19 protein-coding genes and 1 tRNA gene are annotated in these 20,470 nt (G+C 67.3%); 7 read left to right on the top strand and 13 right to left on the bottom strand.

Annotated features, from left to right (window positions below; all coding sequences use genetic code 11):
* Positions 1-75: 75 nt before the first annotated feature.
* From AB0F41_RS11275 to AB0F41_RS11260, 4 genes are all read right to left on the bottom strand, one after another.
* On the bottom strand, positions 76-396 hold the full coding sequence (locus tag AB0F41_RS11275) for a hypothetical protein (protein WP_357422663.1): 321 nt from the start codon (positions 394-396) through the stop codon (positions 76-78).
* Between the two features lie 65 nt (positions 397-461).
* Positions 462-839, bottom strand: a complete 378-nt coding sequence (locus AB0F41_RS11270) for a hypothetical protein (RefSeq protein WP_357422682.1) — start codon at positions 837-839, stop codon at positions 462-464.
* A complete protein-coding gene (locus tag AB0F41_RS11265) occupies positions 839-2,023 on the bottom strand; it encodes an acyl-CoA desaturase (protein WP_357422662.1) in 1,185 nt (394 codons plus the stop codon). Before AB0F41_RS11265 ends, AB0F41_RS11270 begins: the two co-directional genes overlap by 1 nt.
* Positions 2,024-2,082: 59 nt before the next feature.
* Positions 2,083-3,141, bottom strand: a complete 1,059-nt coding sequence (locus AB0F41_RS11260) for an FAD-binding oxidoreductase (RefSeq protein WP_357422661.1) — start codon at positions 3,139-3,141, stop codon at positions 2,083-2,085.
* 171 nt (positions 3,142-3,312) lie between these two features.
* On the opposite strand from AB0F41_RS11260, the gene AB0F41_RS11255 reads away from it, so the two are divergent.
* Positions 3,313-3,921 (top strand): TetR family transcriptional regulator, encoded by a 609-nt coding sequence (locus tag AB0F41_RS11255; RefSeq protein ID WP_357422660.1) that lies wholly within the window; start codon positions 3,313-3,315, stop codon positions 3,919-3,921.
* Positions 3,922-3,929: 8 nt separating this feature from the next.
* Here the strand turns inward: AB0F41_RS11255 and AB0F41_RS11250 are convergent, their stop codons facing one another.
* Together AB0F41_RS11250 and AB0F41_RS11245 are read right to left on the bottom strand one after the other, a co-directional pair.
* The gene (locus AB0F41_RS11250; RefSeq protein WP_357422659.1) at positions 3,930-5,267 is read right to left on the bottom strand and encodes an MFS transporter; all 1,338 of its coding nucleotides are present in this window, start codon (positions 5,265-5,267) and stop codon (positions 3,930-3,932) included.
* Between the two features lie 166 nt (positions 5,268-5,433).
* Positions 5,434-5,506, bottom strand: a tRNA-Lys gene (locus AB0F41_RS11245).
* Positions 5,507-5,893: 387 nt separating this feature from the next.
* On the opposite strand from AB0F41_RS11245, the gene AB0F41_RS11240 reads away from it, so the two are divergent.
* Positions 5,894-7,021: an Ig-like domain-containing protein gene (locus AB0F41_RS11240; RefSeq protein WP_357422681.1), complete on the top strand. Its 1,128-nt coding sequence runs from the start codon at positions 5,894-5,896 to the stop codon at positions 7,019-7,021.
* A 57-nt stretch (positions 7,022-7,078) separates the two neighbouring features.
* On the opposite strand, the gene AB0F41_RS11235 is transcribed toward AB0F41_RS11240, so the two are convergent.
* From AB0F41_RS11235 to AB0F41_RS11220, 4 genes are all read right to left on the bottom strand, one after another.
* Positions 7,079-8,059: an ATP-binding cassette domain-containing protein gene (locus tag AB0F41_RS11235; protein ID WP_357422658.1), complete on the bottom strand. Its 981-nt coding sequence runs from the start codon at positions 8,057-8,059 to the stop codon at positions 7,079-7,081.
* 15 nt (positions 8,060-8,074) lie between these two features.
* Positions 8,075-8,923: an ABC-2 family transporter protein gene (locus AB0F41_RS11230; RefSeq protein WP_357422657.1), complete on the bottom strand. Its 849-nt coding sequence runs from the start codon at positions 8,921-8,923 to the stop codon at positions 8,075-8,077.
* Positions 8,916-9,746, bottom strand: coding sequence for an ABC-2 family transporter protein (locus AB0F41_RS11225; protein WP_357422656.1), 831 nt, complete (start codon positions 9,744-9,746; stop codon positions 8,916-8,918). Before AB0F41_RS11225 ends, AB0F41_RS11230 begins: the two co-directional genes overlap by 8 nt.
* Positions 9,747-9,848: 102 nt before the next feature.
* Positions 9,849-11,888 carry an NADPH-dependent 2,4-dienoyl-CoA reductase gene (locus tag AB0F41_RS11220; protein WP_357422655.1) on the bottom strand — a complete coding sequence of 680 codons (2,040 nt, stop codon included), beginning with the start codon at positions 11,886-11,888 and terminating at the stop codon, positions 9,849-9,851.
* Positions 11,889-12,611: 723 nt separating this feature from the next.
* On the opposite strand from AB0F41_RS11220, the gene AB0F41_RS11215 reads away from it, so the two are divergent.
* Both AB0F41_RS11215 and AB0F41_RS11210 read left to right on the top strand, forming a co-directional pair.
* Positions 12,612-13,256, top strand: a complete 645-nt coding sequence (locus tag AB0F41_RS11215; RefSeq protein WP_357422654.1) for a transglycosylase SLT domain-containing protein — start codon at positions 12,612-12,614, stop codon at positions 13,254-13,256.
* A gap of 830 nt (positions 13,257-14,086) precedes the next feature.
* Complete coding sequence (locus AB0F41_RS11210) at positions 14,087-14,398, top strand: hypothetical protein (RefSeq protein WP_357422653.1); 312 nt, start codon at positions 14,087-14,089, stop codon at positions 14,396-14,398.
* A 63-nt stretch (positions 14,399-14,461) separates the two neighbouring features.
* On the opposite strand, the gene AB0F41_RS11205 is transcribed toward AB0F41_RS11210, so the two are convergent.
* Positions 14,462-16,591, bottom strand: a complete 2,130-nt coding sequence (locus AB0F41_RS11205) for an acyltransferase family protein (RefSeq protein ID WP_357422680.1) — start codon at positions 16,589-16,591, stop codon at positions 14,462-14,464.
* A gap of 330 nt (positions 16,592-16,921) precedes the next feature.
* On the opposite strand from AB0F41_RS11205, the gene AB0F41_RS11200 reads away from it, so the two are divergent.
* Positions 16,922-17,233, top strand: coding sequence for an excalibur calcium-binding domain-containing protein (locus AB0F41_RS11200; protein WP_357422652.1), 312 nt, complete (start codon positions 16,922-16,924; stop codon positions 17,231-17,233).
* Between the two features lie 66 nt (positions 17,234-17,299).
* On the opposite strand, the gene AB0F41_RS11195 is transcribed toward AB0F41_RS11200, so the two are convergent.
* Positions 17,300-17,521 carry a DUF3618 domain-containing protein gene (locus AB0F41_RS11195; protein WP_357422651.1) on the bottom strand — a complete coding sequence of 74 codons (222 nt, stop codon included), beginning with the start codon at positions 17,519-17,521 and terminating at the stop codon, positions 17,300-17,302.
* Between the two features lie 350 nt (positions 17,522-17,871).
* Here AB0F41_RS11195 and bcp point away from each other — a divergent pair, with 350 nt between their 5' ends.
* Positions 17,872-18,345, top strand: a complete 474-nt coding sequence (bcp, locus tag AB0F41_RS11190) for a thioredoxin-dependent thiol peroxidase (protein WP_357422650.1) — start codon at positions 17,872-17,874, stop codon at positions 18,343-18,345.
* Positions 18,346-18,402: 57 nt separating this feature from the next.
* Here bcp and AB0F41_RS11185 read toward each other — a convergent pair whose 3' ends face one another.
* Complete coding sequence (locus tag AB0F41_RS11185; protein ID WP_357422649.1) at positions 18,403-19,248, bottom strand: TetR/AcrR family transcriptional regulator; 846 nt, start codon at positions 19,246-19,248, stop codon at positions 18,403-18,405.
* A gap of 211 nt (positions 19,249-19,459) precedes the next feature.
* Here AB0F41_RS11185 and AB0F41_RS11180 point away from each other — a divergent pair, with 211 nt between their 5' ends.
* Positions 19,460-20,410 carry an ATP-binding cassette domain-containing protein gene (locus tag AB0F41_RS11180; RefSeq protein WP_357422648.1) on the top strand — a complete coding sequence of 317 codons (951 nt, stop codon included), beginning with the start codon at positions 19,460-19,462 and terminating at the stop codon, positions 20,408-20,410.
* Positions 20,411-20,470: the final 60 nt, after the last annotated feature.

Genomic DNA, 20,470 nt, shown 5'->3' with positions numbered 1-20,470 from the left:
GACAAGGCTACAGTTCGATAACGGTGGGCCACCACCGGTCACGGGAACACGATCGTGGCAACTACGGTCACCGCCCTATTCCGGCGCCCGGCCCTGCGCCGAGTACAACCGGACCTCGCCGCCCTCACCGAGAAAGGCGTTGACCAGCATCACCCGCTCGGCCCGCAGTTCCGCCGGGTCCGGCGCGGCGGTGGTGATGGATATCTGGGGGATGGCGGCCCAGTTGACCACATAGCGCTCCGGCGGTCCGGCATCGTCGGAGAGCCGGGCCAATCGGAAGATCGAGACGGTTTTGCGCTCCATGAGGTCCCGCACCACCTCGGCGATACGCTCCGGATCCTCGAGCGCGAACAGGAAACCGAAGGTCAGCTCCGGTGAGGAGATGTAGGCGGGCACGATCCAGAGGTTAACTCATGGATAACCGCCCGGTGCGAGTCGTTGCACCGGGCGGTATCCGGACCCTATCGGTCCCGTTTGCCGTAAGAGCCGGGGTCCGCGGTTCCGGCATCGACCACATCGGCGTCCACCACATCCGCGTCCACCACATCGGGGCCGGCCGGATCCGCGTCGACGACGCCGGAGGGCCTATCGGCCTCGGGGTGGCCGGCGTCCGGATCCCCCGGCAGACGCTCACCGGTCTCCGGCACGTCCGCGGCGTCACGGCGGGCAGCGGCCGCGGCCTCGTTCATCTCGATCGCATCGGTGACCCATTCACCGATCTCACGGGCCACCTCGGCGACGGTCCCGGTGATGATGCCCGCGATATTGCCGATCCGGCGCGCACCCGAGGAGGTGAGTTCCTGGATCAGGTCTTTGTTGGCCTCGAATTTGCCGATCATCACACGCCCGCTTTGGTTGGACTCTGCTGACGCATCACGATAACACCGGGCTCGGAACGTTTCCGCAGTACAGCGGGCAGGAATCGGGCGAAGCGCGACTCGGTGAGCTGCGGCGGCAGGGCCAGCTGGAAGATCTTGGCCCACACCGAACCGATCTGCTTACCGAGCGGCCCGGTGTTGTAGGGCAACCCGAACTTCTCGCACAGCGCCCGTACCTCCGGCGCGATCTCCGGGTAGCGGTTGGCCGGCAGATCGGGGAACAGGTGGTGCTCGATCTGATGCGACAGATTGCCGGACATGATGTGGAACAGCGGGCTACCGGAGATATTGGCCGAGCCCAGCATCTGGCGCACGTACCATTCGCCGCGGGTCTCCTCGGCGGTCTCGTCCTCGGTGAACGACTGCACGCCGGAGGGGAAGTGGCCGCAGAAGATGATCGAGTAGGCCCACAGGTTGCGCACCACGTTCGCCGTCGCGTTACCCGCCAGGGTGGACAGGAACATAGGACCCGACAGCAGCGGGAAGGCGACATAGTCCTTGAGCACCTGCCGGCCCGATTTCCGGAGCTGGCCCTTGATGAGCGGTTTGAGGTCCGCCCAGGTGCGCTTGCCCTTGACGATGTTGTCGGCTTCGAGATCGTGCAGCATCACGCCCCACTCGAAGAAGACCATCAGCAGGAACGCGTACAGCGGGTTGCCCAGGTAGTACGGGTTCCACTTCTGCCCCTCGTCGATACGCAGCACCCCGTAACCGATATCGCGGTCCTTGCCGTGGATGTTGGTGTAGGTGTGGTGCATGTAGTTGTGCGAATGCTTCCACTGGTCCGCCGGGCAGACGGTGTCCCATTCGAACACTCGCGAGTTCAGCCCCGGCTCACGCATCCAGTCGTACTGACCGTGCATGACGTTGTGGCCGATCTCCATATTGTCGAGGATTTTCGACACGCTCAGCGCGGCGACGCCCGCCAGCCAGAAGGGCGGCAGGAAGCCCAGGTACATCAGGCCGCGCCCGGCGATCTCGAAACCGCGCTGCGCCTTGATGATGTCGTAGATGTACTCGCGGTCGCGCGCACCCAGATCGGCGACCAGCCGGTCGCGCAGTTCGTCGAGGGTGCGGCCGATCTCCTCGACCTCCGCGGGCGAGAGGACCAGCGGTCCGTCCTTGGTTTCGGTGAGGATTGTCATCGTTGTCCCCTTCGTTTCCAGATGTCTGGTTCGGGTGCCACTCGGATACGGGTGTGCACTCAGATATCGATGTCCACGTCGCCCACGGCGGCCTGGACGCAGAGTTGGATCGGCTGGTCGGGATCGGATTCCAATTCGCCGGTACGCAGGTTGCGGGTGCAGCCGCTGCGCCGCACCGAGGTGCAGGAAAGGCAGATGCCCATACGGCACCCGAATTCCGGCGTCAGGCCCGCGCCTTCGGCCTGCTCCAGCAGCGATTCGCCGGCGTTGTCCGCGGTGACTCCGCTGGCGGAGAACGTCGTTGTCCCGTGTATGTCCGCGCTGTCGACCGGGACGGCCGTGGCGACGAACTCCTCGGTGTGCAGGCGTTCACCGAGACCCTCTTCGTCGAAGATCTCCCGCACCGACTCCATCAGCGGCGGCGGGCCGCAGAGGTAGGTCTGCGCATCGGCGAACCACGGGGCCACCCGGGTGAGCTCGTCGTGGGAGAAGCCGCGCCCGTCCAACTCCGGGTACCGCATCTCGACCGAGATATTCGGATGGGCGGCAGCGATTTCGGCCAGTTCTTCCCGATGCGGTACGAACTCCGGGGAGCGCGCGTAGTGCAGGAAGACCACCGGCCCGTCGTATCCCTCGTCGGCGAGGGTGCGCAGCATCGAGAGCACCGGGGTGATCCCGCTCCCGCCGCTGATCAGCAACACCCGCTCCGGACGCCGCTGGGGCAGGTGGAAGACCCCGGAGGCCGGTTCCAGATCGACGATCGCGCCGGCCCGGGCGTTCTCGTGCAGGTATCGCGACACCAGCCCGTGGGGATGGACCCGGATGGTGAGGTCGAGCCGGCGGCGCGGGTCGTGCTGGGAGTTCACCGGCGAATAGCAACGCGTATGCCGCACACCGTCGATAACCACTCCTACCTGCACGAACTGACCCGCGCGCAAGCCGCTCCAGTGGCGGGTCGGGCGCAGCCCGAGGCGGAGGGTCCCCGGCACCGACCGGTCGACCTCGACGATGCGCGCCCGCATATCGCGCACGGTGAGCATCGGCCGCACCAATTCCAGGTACCGGTCCACCGGGTGCGGGGTGGTCAGGGTCTGCACCAGATCGAGAAGGGCCGCCATAGCCAGTTCTCCGTCCATCGGTCGCGTCACGTACTCGAACCATTTTCAGTGTACGTATGTACACTCAACTAGTGTGCCGGATACCCCGATGCAACTGTCAACCAGGAATCGGTGTGACGCGGACGACATATACACGAGGGACGGATGGTGAACGGCTGTATGCTCACTGAAATGACCGATCAGGGAGCGAGCCGAGTCGAGCGCAAAGAGCGCACGCGGCAGGCTCTGCTCGACGGCACGCTGGCGCTGGCCGCCGAGCGCGGGTTCGGGGCCTTGAGCCTGCGGGAGATCGCCCGGGCGGCCGGTATCGTCCCGACAGCCTTCTACCGCCATTTCGGCTCGCTCGACGACCTCGGCGCGACCCTCGTCGACGAAGGCGTGCAGGCACTACGCCTGGCGCTACGGCAGCTGCGCCGCACGCCCGACGCCCGCCTATCGGAAACGGTGCGTTTCGTATTCGGCGAGGTCGCCGCCAAACGGGAGCTGTACGGCTTCCTGATCCGGGAACAACGCGGGGGCACCGCGGCCCTGCGCACCGCGATCGCTCTCGAACTACAACTGATCGTGCGCGAACTCGTGGCCGATCTGTCCCGCGTCCGCGCCCTGGACTCCTGGTCGCCCGACGATCTGGAGATCGCGGCCGACCTGCTGGTCGTCACCGTGATCGACGGTATCGCCGACTATGTATCGGCCACACCCCGCGAGCAGCAGCCGACCATCGAGCGCACGATCGCGCAGGTCCGTCTCATCGCCCTCGGTATGGGTGTCTGGCAACCCTGACGCGTAGGTCAGGCGACCGATGCCGGGGCCGGCACCCGGCTGCCCCGATCATCGGGCGCCGGGACCAGCAGCAGCGCGATCAGCCCGCCGATCAGGACCACCAGCAGTCCGGCGATCCCGGCCCGGTCCGCGCCGAACCCCCAGACGAACAGACCGAACAGCGACGGCGACAGGAACGACGCCGCGCGTCCGGTGGTGGTGTAGAGCCCGAACAGCTGACCTTCCCGGCCGGGCGGTGTCAGCCGGGTGAGGAACGACCGGGCCGAGGCCTGCGCCGGGCCCACGAACAAGGTGAGCCCCAGACCGAAGATCCAGAACATGGTGGCACCGGACACCACCAGCAGCGCCCCGCCGCATACGATCGCCGAGACCAGCGACACCACGATCACCCGTTTCGGCCCGATCGAATCGTCGAACCGGCCGGCCACGATCGCACCCAGCGCCGCCACGACATTGGCCGCGATACCGAACAGCAGCACATCGGAATCACTGATCCCGTAGACCTGTACGGCCAGCACCGCGCCGAAGGCGAAAACACCCGCGAGCCCGTCCCGGAAAATCGCGCTGGCCAGCAGAAACCAGATGACGCGGCGATCCAGGACCCAGAGTTCGCGCAGATCCCGCCACAGCACCCGGTAGGAGGCGAGGAACCCGGCCGAAGCCGCACCGGGGTCGGCACCGGAACGCCGGACCTCCGGAACCGCGAAGAACACCGGCAGCGCGAACACCGCGAACCACAACGCGGCCAGCAGCACCACCAGCCGGATATTGAGCCCGTCCTCGGTCGCGACCCCGAACAGGCCGCGTTCGTCGCCGTCCCCGGCGATGAAGCCGAAGTAGCAGATCAGCAGCAGGAAGATCCCGCCGAAGTAGCCCATCGCCCAGCCGAACCCGGAGACGCGGCCGACGGTCGCCGGGGTGGACACCTGGCGCAGCATCGCGTTGTAGGGCACGGTGGCGAGCTCGACGAAGACATGGCCGAGCGCCAGCAGTACCAGCCCCAGCCAGAGATAGTGATAATCATCACGAACGAAGAACATGGCCGCTATCAGGCACACCGTCACCGCCGTCATGATCGCCAGCGAACGTTTACGGTTGGCGGTCGCGTCGAATCGCTGCCCGGTCACCGGAGCCGTCAGGGCCACCAGCAGGCCCGCGATACCGAGCGCCCAGCCGAGCCAGGCACTCGCAGAGATATCGCCGGGTAGGTCCTCGCCCACACTGTCGGTGAGGTAGACGGCGAAGACGAAGGTCCCGATCACCGCGTGGAAAGCGGACGACCCCCAGTCCCACAGCCCCCACGCGGTCACCTGCCCGCGCCCCACCCGCGCGTCCGCCTCGCTCATACCGCGCACAGTATCCGATCAGGGGGAAGCCGGCCGGGCCTCGGTGAATGTCCGGCACAGCCACGGTCGAAATACGGGCGGGTAGCGGGTTGATCACATCTGACTGTCGCCCAACGCGAATCGTGATCGGGAACCCTATAGTCGGAACGGGTCCTGGAACCTGAGGTGCGCCATCAGGGACTCGAACCCCGAACCCGCTGATTAAGAGTCAGCTGCTCTGCCAATTGAGCTAATGGCGCGCGCCCCGTCGTGCGGTGCGGGACAGACATTAACAGGCCCGCGCCGCAGAAGTGAAATCGATAGCGAGTCGGGCGGGTGTGAGCCGCGCGACGCCGTAACGGATGGCGGCCCGAACCCTATGTGTAGGTGGGCCGCCCGGGCCCGAGGAGTTGATCTTCGGTTGGGATCACCTCGGGACGGCTGGCAGAATAGTAGGACGTGGTCTCGACCGGTCCCGCCGCTGCGGTGGGTCGAGGTGAGCAGTAAATCGGTCGGATCCGAAGCCATCGGCGCGGAGCGGGTGCGCCGGGACTTGAAACGGGGTTGATATGCGTACAGGAGATCGGCGCAAGCCGGTCGGTCGGTTCTTCGGACCGATACTTCTCATCAGTTTGATCGCTTTGGTGATGTCCGGGTGTTCGTCCTCGGAAGCAGCGGACAAATCCGTCGCCATCGATCGCAACCCCATCACCGAACTCATCAAGCCCAAACTCGTGGCGCCCGTCAAGGACGGCGATATCGGCGTATCGCCGGCGGCTCCGCTGAAGTTCGAGATCTCGGATGGCCTGTTCACCGATGTGGCACTGCTCACCCCGGACAACCAGCCGGTGGCCGGGCAGCTCTCCCCGGACAAGCGCAGCTGGAGCACCACCGAGCCGCTGGGCTACAGCAAGACCTACCGGCTGCAGGCGCGGTCGATCGGGCTGGGCGGTGCGTCCACCGCGGGCATGAGCTTCACCACCACGGCTCCCGGCAATGTCACCAAGCCCTACCTGGTCCCCGGTGAGGGCGAGGTGGTCGGAATCGGCCAGCCGGTGGCGATCCAGTTCGACGAGAACATCCCCGACCGCAAGGCCGCGCAGGACGCCATCACGATCAAAACCGAACCTCCGGTGGAGGGCGCCTTCTACTGGGTGAACAACCGGGAGGTCCGCTGGCGGCCAGAACATTTCTGGGCGCCGGGCACCCGCGTGGACATCAATGTGAACGTCTACGGCAAGGACCTGGGCAACGGGCTCTACGGCCAGGACGACATCACCTCGCACTTCGTGGTCGGCGATGCCGTGGTCTTCAAGGCCGACGACAATACGAAGATGGTCACGGTGGAGAAGAACGGCCAGGTCATCCGGACCATGCCGACCTCGATGGGCAAGGACGACACCCCCACCGACAACGGTATCTACATCCTTGCCGACCGCCACGAACATATCGTCATGGACTCCTCGACCTACGGGGTCGCGGTGAACTCGGCCGCCGGGTACCGCACCGACGTCGACTGGGCCACCCGGATGTCCTACAGCGGTATCTTCTTCCACTCGGCCCCGTGGTCGCTGGGCGCGCAGGGCAACACCAACACCAGCCACGGGTGTCTGAACCTGAGCCCCGCGGACGCCCAGTGGGTGTACAACACGGCCAAACGCGGTGATATCACGATCGTGCAGAACACCGTCGGCGGCACCCTGTCCGGGGTGGACGGCCTGGGTGACTGGAACATCCCGTGGTCGGAGTGGAAAACAGGTAACGCCCAGACGTAACGGCCACAGCCGAACAAGCACGGTGCCGGGCTCCCCGCGGGCCCGGCACCGTCGCGTTCAGCGGGCTGTTTCGTACAACCGCCGCACGATGTCCTCGATATCGGGTTCTTCGATCGAGAGGTCGCGCACCTGGGCGCGCGCGGACACCTCGGCCAGCAACTGCGCGGCGGTGGTGGTCTCGGCGTCGAAGGCCAGCCGCTGCCGCATCCCCTCCCCCTCCGCGGCCACCAGTTCCGCCCCGGACAGTCCGTGCAGCGGCGGTGCAGGTTCGGCGAGGTCGACCACCAGCACCCGCTGAGCGCCCACTGTCGCACCGAGACCGTCCAGCGAACCGTCATAGGCGAGCCGCCCGTGGTCCACCACCAGCACCCGATCGCAGAGTCGCTCGATATCGCCCATATCGTGGGTGGTCAGCAGCAGGGTGGTACCGCGTTCGCGGCGTTCGGCGCGGAGGAACTCGCGCAGCCGCTGTTTGGACAGCACGTCCAGGCCGATGGTCGGCTCGTCGAGGATGATCAGCTCGGGGGAATGCAGTAAAGCCGCCGCGACCTCCGCCCGCATCCGCTGCCCCAGTGACAGCTGCCGCACCGGCGTGTCCAGGGTGTCCGCCATCTCCAGCTGCGCCACCAGTTCCGCGGTGCGGGCCCGGCCCGCCGCCGGATCCAGCCGGTGGATGGCCGCCAGGATGGTGAATGATTCGTGCAGCGGCAGATCCCACCACAGCTGGGACCGCTGCCCGAACACCACTCCGATCCGGCTCGCTAGTTCACGGCGGCGCCGGATGGGTTCCAGTCCGCAGGTCCGGACCGCGCCGGAGGTCGGGACGAGGATCCCGGTGAGCATTTTGATGGTGGTCGACTTCCCGGCGCCGTTGGCCCCGATATATCCGACCGCCGCACCGCGCTCGACCGTGAAACTCATGGCGTCGACCGCGGTGACCAGCTCCCGCCGCCGACGGCCCCGCTTCCCGTCCCGCCGGTAGCGGACGAACCGTCGCGTCAGCTCATCGACCTCGATGATCGAATCCACCCCGGCCATCACCGGTCTCCCATCTCATCCACCGCCGCTCTGATAGTGCCTGGTACCGAATCGCCACATGGCCGCCGCCAGCACCCACACCCACAGCGCCGCGACCGGCGCGAACCACGCGAGCCAGGACGGCAGGCCCGCCGGGCCCGGCAGGCCGAGCACCGCCAGGGTCGGGAAGTAGGCGGTGAACGCGACCGGTATCGCCACGCAGAACAACATCCGCAGTGGCGTGGGAAATACCGAGGTGGGCTGGGTCGCCGCGAAGGATCCGCCGTAGGTGAAGCTGTTGGTCAGTTCCGCGCCGTCGATCAGGAAGAACTGGCAGCCCGCCGCCATCACGAACAGGCCGGCGAACAGTGCCGCACCGCAGATCAGGGTCAGCAGGATCAGCACCACCGTGAGCACCGACCACTCGATATCGTTGCGCACCAGACCGGCGGCGAGGACCACGAGGGCCACCGAGGCGCGGGCCAGGCGCCGCAACGAGAAATCACTGGTGATCAGTTGGAGCAGCACCGGTTGCGGACGCAGATGGTAGATATCCAGCAGTCCCAGGCGGATCAGTGCCGGCAGTTTGTCGAGGTGCCCGCAGACGAGCTGGGCCGCGGCGAAAGCGAGGTTGCTCAGGCCGAACAGCAGCAGCGCGGCATCCATATCCAGTCCGCCCAGTACTTTCGCCTGCCGGAAGATCAGCCATACCTCGGCGAACTCCACCAGGCCGAGCAGTGCCGCGGCCAGCATTTCTCCGCCGAAAGACAGTCGATAGGACCGTTGCGCCCGGATCCGGGAACTGAGGACCGCGGCGTAGGGCCGCCATCGCGACCCGGTGGGCCGCGCCCGCTGCCGTGGGGTCCGCACCGTGGTCTCACCCACCCTGGACCTCCAGCTTCCGCCGGCCCGCGGCCAGCAGCACCCGCCCGAGGGTCATCATCACCAGCAACCAGACGGCCTGTGTGCCGACCACGTGCACCGCTTCCCAGCCGGTGACGCGCCCGGACAGCACATCCACCGGCGCCTGGAGCATGGAGGGGAACGGTGTCGCGGCGGCGAGGGCGCCCAGCCAGCCGGGAAAGAGGTGCACCGGGACGAAGAGGCCCGCGAGGAAGGGACCGCAGGTCTGGTAGAGCGTCCTGATACCGCGGGTCTCCACCACCCAGAACCCGGCCATCGTCAGCGCGAACAGGGCCAGGAAGGAGATCGCCGCGGCGAACAGCACACTCACCGTGCCGAGCAGGTAGGACTCGAGGGTGCCGGGCAGGACGAGGCCGAAGGTGAGCGAACCGACCAGCAGACTCGGCACCCCGCGCGGTATGAGCGTGCACGCGGCCCGGCCGAGGTCGGCGGCGAGGTTGCTCAGCTGGATATCGACGGGCCGCAGGAAATCGACGACGATATCACCGGTGCGGATCCGTTCGGCGAGTTCGAGTTCGGCGGCCATGAACTGCAGGGCGCCGAGCAGCCCCTGGGAGATCCACACGTACGCGCCGATACTGCCGGCGTCGTAACCCGCGAACCCACCCGTGGCCCCGATCGCCGCGACCATCACCGATGCGCGGACGAATCCGAACACACAGTTGGTGAACAGCCCCGCGAACATGGCCAGTTTGTAGTGCCATTGCCGCCGGAATCCGGCGACGGCCAGGCGCCAATAGACCTTCGCGGTGCCCGGGAGATCGGCCGCGCCCAGCACAGTCACCCCCCTACCTCGTGCGAACACAAGGACGGAACACTACCGCGCGATACCGTTCGGGGAAAGGTTATTTCGCGCCGGCGGCCCGGCAACCGGACCGCCCCCGCTTCACAGCCGGGCGGCCAGCCTGGTGCCCTGATCGATCGCGCGTTTGGCGTCGAGTTCGGCGGCCAGATCCGCGCCGCCGATCAGATGGACCGCGATACCGGCGGCCACGAGCTCGGCCTCCAGGTCGCGGACCGATTCCTGACCGGCGCAGACGACCACATTGTCGACCCGCAGCACCCGGGCACGTTCGCGTTTCGGCCCGAAGCTGATATGCAGCCCGTCGTCGTCGATCCGCTCGTAGTTCACGCCGCCCAGCTGTTCCACACCCTTGGCTTTCAACGCCGCCCGGTGCACCCAGCCCGTCGTTTTGCCGAGCCCCTTCCCGAAGGGGGTGTCCTTACGCTGCAGCAGCACCACTTCCCGGGCCGCGGGAGACGGGCCGCCGGTGCGCAACTGGCCGGGCAGGCGCTCGTCCTCGGCGTCCACACCCCACTCCTGTTTCCATTCGTCGACCTTCAGCGTGGGGTGCCCCTCGACAGTGAGGTACTCGCTCACATCGAATCCGATACCGCCCGCGCCGATCACCGCGACCCGCGCGCCGACCGGTTTCTCCTCGCGCACCAGTTCCGCGTAGGACAGCACCATCGGGTGATCGATCCCCGGGATGTCGGGGATCCGGGGCCGGACCCCGGTGGCCAGCACGACCTCGTCGTATCCGCGTGACGCCAACTCCCCCGCGGTGACCGGAGTGTTCAGATGCACCCGGACACCGGTGAGTTCGAGCCTGCGGGTGAAATACCGGATCGATTCGTCGAACTCCTCCTTACCGGGAATCCGCCGGGCGATATCGAACTGGCCGCCGATCCGGTCCAGCGCCTCGAACAGGTCGACCCGGTGTCCGCGCTCGGCGAGATTGACCGCCGCCGACAATCCCGCGGGCCCGGCCCCCACCACCGCGATCTGTTTGGTCCGGCGGGTGGGCAGCAGGACGAGTTCGGTTTCGTGCCCGGCCCGGGGGTTCAGCAGGCATGACACCGTGCGCCGCTGGAAGGCGTGATCCAGGCAGGCCTGATTACAGGCGATACAGGTGTTGATCTCGTCGGCGCGGCCCGCGGCCGCCTTGTTGGCCCAATCCGGATCGGCCAGCAGCGGGCGGGCCATGGAGATCAGCTGCGCGTCACCGCGGGTGAGGATCTCCTCGGCGATCTCGGGCATATTGATCCGGTTGGACGCGCAGACCGGAATTCCGACCGTGGCGGCGATTTTCGCGGTGAACTCGACGAACGCCGCGCGCGGCACCGAGGTGACGATGGTCGGTACCCGGGCCTCGTGCCAACCGATATCGGTATTGAGAATGCTCGCCCCGGCCATTTCGAGTTCCCGCGCCAGTTCCAGTATCTCCTCGAATGTCTGGCCGTTCTCCACCAATTCGGCCATCGACAATCGGAAAATGACAATGAATTCCGGGCCGACGGCGGCGCGTGTCCGCCGTACTATTTCCACCGCCAAGCGGCGGCGGTTCTCGGCGGATCCGCCCCAGCGGTCGGTGCGCCTATTCGTGCGCGGGGCCAGGAATTGATTGATGAAATAGCCTTCCCCACCCATTATTTCGACTCCGTCGTAACCGGCGAACCGGGCGAGTTCGGCGCAACGGACGTAATCGTCGATGGTTCGCCGGATTCCGCGCTCGGAGAGCGCGCGCGGACGGAACGGGTTGATCGGGGCCTTGATCGAGGAGGCGGAGACACTGCCCGGCACGTACGCGTACCGGCCCGCGTGCAGGATCTGCAGCGCGATCTTCCCACCGGCTTCGTGCACCGCGCGTGTGACGGTCCGATGGCGGTAGGCCTCGGTCCGGCTGGTCAGCTTCGCGCCAAAGGGCAGGAGCCAGCCGGTGCGGTTGGGCGCGTAACCACCGGTGATGATCAGCCCGACCCCGCCGCGTGCCCGTTCGGCGAAATAGGCGGCCAGCCGGTTGGCATCCCAGGCCCGATCCTCCAGACCGGTGTGCATCGACCCCATGACCACCCTGTTGCGCAGTGTGGTGTGCCCCAGGTCGAGCGGAGCGAACAGTTGCGGATAACTCGTCGTCGAGTGCATCCCGGCCCTCTTTCCGGTCTCGGTCCGGGCTTGTTACCGCCCGGTAGTGCGCCTGCTGGACCCATCACATCATCAGGCGCACCCGGATACCAGCCCGAAGGCGGCGACTCCGGTCGGTAACGGCCTGTTACCGGACGCTCCGCGGCGGGCGGAAAAGCAGAGGTTTTCCCATCACGGAACCATCACAAACAGGGAAATCCACGGTTCCGGGGAAGAAATTATGTGGCCTGCACCACAAGAGGTTTAGCGACATTTCCCCAGGTCGTCGCGCCGATAGAACACGTTCATTTCGGTATTCAAGATCGGGCTCATGATTTTCTCAGGCTCCGTTTACCTTCTGTTCACCTGCTGTGACCATTCTGAGATCCGGTCGATACAGACCTGAGGTTCGAAATGGCCGCCACGTTGCGGGCACGAGGTTGAGAAACAACCGCGGAAGCCCGGCGGAACGGAAATCGCAGACGGTTTTCGCGAACACCGAACCCGAGTCAACTGTACTCCGCCCATTGGTGGAGTTGCGCCGGCGCGGCGAACCGGGAAACCACCCCGGAATCGCGAAATGCGTCATCCGGACCCGAGCCCGCCGGTTCGGTGTCAATACAACAAAACCCGACAACAGCACAGTCATGTTTTCCGGTTGTAAGGCACCCGCCGAGCCGCCGAAGATCCGTGCTGCCCGAACCGGGCCGGATCCCGAGACCCGATCAAGGAACCGAATCCGCAATGGCTACTCATCGTTTCTCCACCCTGCGCCTCCGCACCAAGCGTGAAGCTGTCGGCTTCGCCCTGGCCACCGCCGGCCTCGTCGCCGTGACCGCCTCCTCCGCGGTTTCCATGGCCGACGACAGCACCCCCGACCGGGTGGCCATGGTCGCCGAGCAGGCCCCGGCCGCCGCCGCCGCGCCCGCCACCGCTGCCCCGGTCGCCGCCGCGCAGGCCGCGCCGATCCCCGCACCGGCCCCCGCCCCGGAAGCGCTCCCCGCGCCCGCCCCGGCCCCCGAAGCGGCTCCGGCGCCCGCCCCGGCCCCCGCGCCCGCCCCGGCCTACCCCAACAACCTGGACGGCTGGATCCGCGAGGCGCTGGACATCCTGAACAAGAACGGCATCCCGGCCAGCTACGAGGGCATCCACCGCAACATCCTGCGTGAGTCCTCGGGCGACCCGGCGGCCATCAACAACTGGGACTCGAACGCCATGATGGGCATCCCGTCCAAGGGCCTGCTCCAGGTGATCGACCCCACCTTCGCCGCCTACCACGTGGACGGCACCCCGTTCGACGTGTGGAACCCCGTCTCCAACATCGCGGCGGCCTGCAACTACGCGTTCCACCGCTACGGCTCCATGGACAACGTCAACAGCGCGTACTGAGATATTGGAGGCGCTCCGCGCCTCGAGGGTGGGGCCCTATTAACCCGGTTCTTCACTCCCGGCGGTCGGTCGCTGCGCTCCCTCCCTCTGGTCGCTCCAGAACCGGGCGGGCCCCACCCAGGACGGATTGCGACCATCCGGATGAAACGGGAAGCCATCCGCCTCACGCACACCATGAACACCTGGGCGGGTTCCGCGATCACGTAAGTGCTCAACGGCCGGAACCCACGGTTGGTGCGTGCACGCCCTCCCTCTGGTCGCTCCAGAACCGGGCGGGCCCCACCCACAGGATGCGACCGTCCGGACAAAAGACGCGAGGCCATCCACCTCACGCACACCATGAACACCTGGGCGGGTTCCGTGATCGTGTAAGTGCTCAACGGCCGCAACCCACGGTTGGTGCGCGCACATCTCACCCATAAGCGGTCGGCGGCACCGGGCACCTGAAGGTGCCGGGCCGCCGCAACCGGCCGAGTGGGACGGAATGAGGAAACGGACCGGACGGTGGGACGCAGTGCTGCGGATCCGCCGGATGGTTTGCAGAGTCGTGAATCGGAACCACAGCGTGGTGGTCCTCAGGCCCGAGACCGACCAGAGCCCGGACAGTGTGGCCCGGGGCCCGTCGGGAGAACGAATCGCGTGATCGGCCGGAGGCCGGTACGCAGCACCCACAACGGCGTGGGTGTTCCACAACGAAGTGGGTTGTCGATGCCGTCCGGTCACCGGGCGGCATCGACGCGTTCCGGGGCCGCGATCATGTCGGTGCCCGACGGCCGCGCCCACGGTGGGTGGGCGCACTTGCGCACTCCGGCCGGTATTTACACTTGTGTATGGCCGATTACGCGCATTCCCCGGCCGCGGAGGCCGGTCGTGCCGCCAAGGCACGGGAGCTGGCCGGATATCTCTGGGATCGGGATATTTCCGGTCGTGAACTTCTCGAACTCTCCCCGGCGGCGCGGCGAAAGCTGGCTCGCGCGGCGGGCGTCAATCCACCGGGCACCCAGGAGACCTGGCGCTCGGTGGCGAACCTGCTGGACGAGAAATCCGGCTGGGCGGCCCGTCATCCGTCTCATCCCGCCGCGCAGCGGCCGCATACCGACGAGAAGCTGCTCTGGGTGAAACCACCTGTCACACCTTGGTGAAACCGGCCGGGCGCGGGCAGGGCGGCGCGATATCCGCCCCGGGGCCGCGCCGGCCGGTCCGGGTCAGGCTCCGGCGGGCTGCGGGGTCTCCCACCAGCCGGTGGCCGTCCCGATCTGCCGCTCCAGCTCCGGAGCCAGGGTGCGGGCGTAGCTCGCACTCAGATGGTGCTCGTCGTGATAGACCAGCACATTTCCTTCGACGGCCCGGCAGATATCGGGACCGCATACCGAATCGGTGAGGTCCAGCAGGCGCATATTGGGGAACGCGGCGGCGTGTACCAATGCGGGGTTGACCGGGGCCAGCGCCGCGGTCCGTGGCATACCGCAGGTCACGCTGTCGCCGCCGGCGGCCAGGCAGTCCACGGCGCTGTAACGGATCCCTTCCGGACTGCGCAGCCAAGGGGTGTCCCGTATCGCCAGCAGGGGGAGGTTCCGTTCGGCCAGTGCGGCCCAGACGTCGAGGTATTCGGCCGGTACCACGTCGCCGCCGGTGGGCCAGACCGGTGCCGTCGCGGTGGTGAACACCCAGTCCGGCGGATCGGCGGCGAGGATATCGATCACCTGACGGGACCAGTCGCGGCAGTCGGAGATATCCAGACCCCGGTACTGCGCGTCGTCGCGGATATTGAGCGAGCAGCCCATCTTCAGGTACACGACCACTTTGATGTCGTGTACCTGGGCCAGCGCATCCATGGCCGGCATCCAGTGCTCGGCATGCGAGTTGCCGACCATGGCGATGGTGCGTGAGCCGTTCGGATCACCGTAGGTGCAGCTGACCACTTCCTTGTTGAACCAGTCGGAGATACAGCCGTCGCGGGTGGGGGCCGGCAGATCGTTGGACGCCTCCAGAATGGAGGGCCGCAGTTTCGCGGCCGGGACCGCCGCACCGGCGAACAACGCCTCCGCGCCGGGATATTCGTTGACCGGAAGGGCCTCCACCGGCTCCGACGGTGTCCGCGCGACCACCACCTGCCATGAGACGCAGGCGCCCAGGACGAGCACACCGACGACGCTCACCGCCACACCCGGGACCCGGCGCCGCCACAGCGGCGCGACGACGGCGGCACCGGAACGAATACGCAGCGGGTTCTCGATGAACTTGTTGGTGATCACCGCCAGCACCAGGGATGCGGAGATCACCAGCAGGCCGCCCTCCAGCCCGGCGTGCGGTTTCCCGGTCTGGACCAGGTAGTAGATGAGCAGCGGCCAGTGCCACAGGTACAGCGAGTAGGCGATCGCGCCGAGTTCGACCATGGGCCGGGTGGCGAGCAGCCGGCTCACGGCCGGCCGGGTACCGCTCTCGGTACGCGTACCGGCGACGATCAATGCCACCGCCGCCCCCACCGGGAACAGCGCGGCGGGTCCGGGGAACTGACGGGCGCCGTCGAACAGCACACCGCATACCAGGACGGCGGTCAGACCGGCGACCGCCAGCAGGCCCAGCAGGGCCTGCGACACCCGGCCGGCGCCGATCCGCAGCCAGGGCAGCACCGCCGCCAGCAGGGCGCCGGTGAGCAGCTCCCAGGCGCGGGCGGCGCTGTCGTAATAGGTCCATTCCTGCGACACCGTCATCCAGACGGCCGCGTAGGTGAAGGAAGCCCCACCCAGCACCATCGCCAGTACCACGACGGTCGGCCGCACAGCGGCGGGACCGCCGATCCGGCGGCAGACAAACGCCACGAGCGCCAGCAGCACCGCGATGGCGATATAGAACTGGCCCTGTACCGCCATCGACCACAGATGCTGCAGCGGGCTCACCGACGGATCCGCGGCCAGATAGCTTTCGGCCGCCTGGGCCAGATACCAGTTCTGGTAGTAGAAGGCGGAGGCCATGGTCTGGCCGGACATATTGGCCCAGGTGGAGTACGGCTTGGTGGTGACCGTGATCACCGCCACCACCGCGAGCACGACCAGCAGGGCGGGCAGCAACCGGCGCGCGGTCCGCACCGCGTTCTGCCACAGATTCACGCGGCCGGTCCGCTCGGCCTGCCGCAGCAGCATGCCGGTGAAGAAGAAGCCCGACAGCACCAGGAAGACATCGACCCCGCCGGAAACCTTGCCGTACCAGACGTGGAAGGCGACGACGAGGGCGATCGCGATTCCGCGAAGCCCATCGAGATCGAGCCGGTAATCCGCCGAGCGGGCTGCGACGTCGGGCCGATCCCCGGGAGTATCGGCCGCGCCACGGTCCATGATTCGCAACAACGTGCTACTCCGACCTACCGAGTTCTCCGGCCGGCCCCGGGTGGGGCGAGAAACAGCTGGGGGGTCGATCCTCGGACATAGCATGCATCCCTATCACAACGTGTTCTCTCCGGCGAATTCTCCCGGTACCGCCGGGAGAGATCCGCCACCGCGGCGTGGTCTGCCGCGGCATCCGGGGAGTACCCAACTCGGTGGGCAATTTCCCCTGTCTTATCCAGGCCATACGAGTTGACAATCGAGGCGCCCCTCACAACAGTGGTAGCCGCGCGTTCTCCTGTCGGACGCAAGTTCCACTCCCCAGCAGACATAGAGGATTTCATGAACGTACGCCAGCTCTATGTCAGTGCCGCCGCCGCGGGGCTGACTCTTCTGGCCGCTCCGGCCGCAGCGAGCGCCGCTCCTTTCCAGATCCCGCTGCCGTCCCTGGCCGGTACCGGTTCCTCGGCGGCCGACGCCGTCCTGGGCGCCACCGGATCCGCGCAGCTGGCGCAGACCGGTTCCGCGGGCGGGGCCTTCAAGAACTGTGACGAAGCGCGCGCCGCGGGTCGGGCGCCGATCTTCCGTGGTGAGCCCGGCTTCGGTCCGCATCTGGATCCGGACGGCGACGGGTTCGCTTGCCCCACCGTCTGATCGAACCTCACTGCGCACGAACACCCGGTGACAGAGTCTCTGTCACCGGGTGTTCTCGTTTGCGGCTCAGCGCAGGATCTTGAACAGCACCGCACCGGCGAGCAGTGCGCCCACCCCGATGAGCGTGTACTTCACCTTCGGCTCATTCAGTTTGGCCACCACTACCGCCTTCGAGTCCGAGGCGATCCGCTGCGGATCGGCCCGGACCGCGATCTCGTCGAGCGTGCCGGCCAGACGCTCCCGCGCGGCCAAGATCTCCTGCTCGATCCGCTCGGTATCCTTTGCCACCTTCAAGCCTCCTGTACCTGGTCTGCCGCGTCCTCCGGCGGCCGATGAACACCCCTGGGCCGCGGCTGTCGCCGGATCACGCCAGGGTTCGCGCTCGAGTGTATCCGCGGCCACCGTCGCCGCCACTTTCCTCGGACCCCGTGCCGACCGGCAGTCTCTCCCCGTGCCGACCGGCAGTCTCTCCCCGCGCCGACCGGCAGTGTCTCCCCTCGCCGTTCGGCAGTGTCTGCTGTCGACGACTCGGCGGAGTGTCTGGTCGGCGACCGGCGGTGCCCCTCCCACGCGCGAGCGCACCGACTTCGGTGCCGAGTACACGTTCGACGACGAGGCGGTTCGGATACGGTGCCAGGGTGACCGACAACCAGCGACTCTCCCCGGGCGATCCGGCGCCCGATTTCACCCTGCCCGATGCCGACGGCAACGAGGTATCGCTCGCCGACTACCGCGGCCGGAAGGTCGTCGTGTACTTCTACCCGGCGGCGAGCACCCCGGGCTGCACCAAACAGGCCTGCGATTTCCGTGACAGCCTCGGCGAGCTGAATTCCGCCGGGCTGGACGTGATCGGTATCTCCCCCGACAAGCCCGCCAAACTCGCCAAGTTCCGCGATGCCGAACAACTGAACTTCCCGCTGCTGTCCGACCCCGACCGCGCGGTGCTCACGGCCTGGGGTGCGTTCGGCGAGAAGACCATGTACGGCAAGAAGGTCACCGGTGTGATCCGGTCCACCTTCCTGGTCGATGCCGAGGGAAAGATCGAGGTGGCGCAGTACAACGTGCGCGCCACCGGGCATGTCGCCAAACTCCGCCGCGATCTCTCGGTGTGATCGCCCGCCCGGGTCGGGTGCCGGCCGCCGGCCACCCGGGCCCGGGCCGGGTCGTCACTACGCGGATTCGATGAATCGCTCGTAGCCGTCCAGCAACAGCGCCAGACCGTTGTCGAAGAACAGGTCGGCCCACCCCTGCTCGTCCTGTTCGAAGGCCTGGGCGCGCACTGCGGCGGCGAGCGCCGGGAACCGGGCGGGGTCCAGCACTCGCTCGATGATTCCCCAGTCGCCTTCGGATTCCGCGTTCTCGGGTTCGATCTCCGCGGCCATACGGGCCCGGCCGAGGACGTACAGCGACAGATTCATCACCAGTTGCAGTTTCATCGGTTCGGACAGCCGGGTCTCTGCGAGCGCGGCCAGACCGGCGTTCAGCCAGGCCATATTGTTGGGGCCCAGCGGAGGCGTGCTCATCCGCACACTCAGCCAGCCGGAGTGCCGGGAGATGATCCGGTACTCCGCCGCGGCCCACTGCTCGAGCGCCGCCCGCCACGGCGTCCCCGGCGGAATGTCCGGCGGCAGGCCGACGATCCGGTCCAGGGCGATTTCCACCAGCGTCGATTTGCTGTCCACATAGCGGTAGAGCGACATCGCGGTGAAGCCGAGTCGCTCGGCGACCTTGGTCATCGACAACGAGTCGAACCCGATCTCGTCGGCGAGTTCGATCGTCGCGTCCACGACCTGTTCCAGGCTCAGGCCGCGTCGCGGACCACGGGTGCCCACCGGCGCCAGCCCCCACATCAGCTCGACGGATTTCGGCAGCGGCTGGTCCGTCCCGGCCGAGGGCCCAGGCCCCGGGTCGGCTTTCTCGGCGGACCGCGCGGGCTGCGATTCCGCCGCCTCGCCGGTCGCCGCGATACGCGACCGCTCGTCCGCGTTCGGACCGCTCCCGGCTGAGCTCGCCATCGATATCGCTTCCTTCCGTTCGGATCCGGCGGCCACGGCCGGTGCGGCACCGCCGCCGCGAAACCACCTCACGGTATGCGCTCGGTGGGACTCCTTTCCTACCGCACGTCACCGGCTCCTCCTTGCACCCGGCTCCAAACTGTGTACTCTCTAATCAGAATATATGCCATATACAGTTTATCAGGCATACGGTTTCCGGAACGGAGTCCCCATGACCGCCCCACCTGCCATCTCCCTCGCCGGCGTCGGCAAATCCTTCGCCGAGCACCGCGTACTCACCGGCATCGACCTGGACATCGATCGCGGCTCGGTGTTCTCACTGCTCGGGCCCAACGGCGCCGGGAAGACCACGATGGTGCGAATCCTCGCCACCCTCACCGCCCCGGACGCCGGGACGGCCCGGGTCGCCGGCCACGATGTGCTCCGCGCCCCGGACCGTGTGCGGGCGGCCATCGGCGTCACCGGCCAGTACGCGGCGCTGGACAAGGTCCTCACCGGGCGCGAGAACCTGAACATGGTGGGCCGGCTCCTGCATCTCGATCGCGCGGAGGTGCGGCGCCGGACCACCGAACTCCTGGAACGGTTCGATCTCGCCGACGCCGCCGCGCGCCCCGCGTCCACCTACTCCGGTGGTATGCGGCGGCGTCTGGACCTCGCCATGAGCCTGATGGGGCGACCCGAGGTGGTGTTCCTCGACGAACCCACCACCGGGCTCGATCCACGCAGCCGGCGCGAACTCTGGACGGTCATCAGGGAATTGGTGGACGACGGTGTCACGGTCTTCCTCACCACCCAGTACCTGGAGGAGGCCGATCAACTCGCCGATCGGATCGCGGTGCTCAACGACGGCCTGATCGTCGCGGACGGCAGCCCCGCCGAACTGAAACAGCTCACCCCCGGCGGGCATATCCTCTTCCGCTTCGCCGATACCGCGGGGCTGGCCGCCGCCGCCCGCCTCACCGACCGGCCCGAAACCCATCCGGACGACCTCACCCTGCAGGTCCCGTCCGACGGCAGCGTCTCCCACCTCAAACATCTGCTCGACGAATTCGCCGTCCTGAACATCACCGTCGAGCAGTTGAGCGTGCACACACCCGATCTCGACGATGTGTTCTTCGCGCTCACCGGCCGTCCCGCCGAACCGGTAGCGGCAGCGTCGTGACCCGCCGCCACCCCTCCCGCACCCAGAGAAAGCCAGGCTCGTGACCACACTCGCCCATAC

Source organism: Nocardia sp. NPDC024068 (genome assembly GCF_040638875.1).
Lineage (GTDB): Bacteria > Actinomycetota > Actinomycetes > Mycobacteriales > Mycobacteriaceae > Nocardia.
The sequence above is the reverse complement of the archived record's forward strand: the minus strand, read 5'-3'. Positions and strand labels throughout refer to the sequence as shown.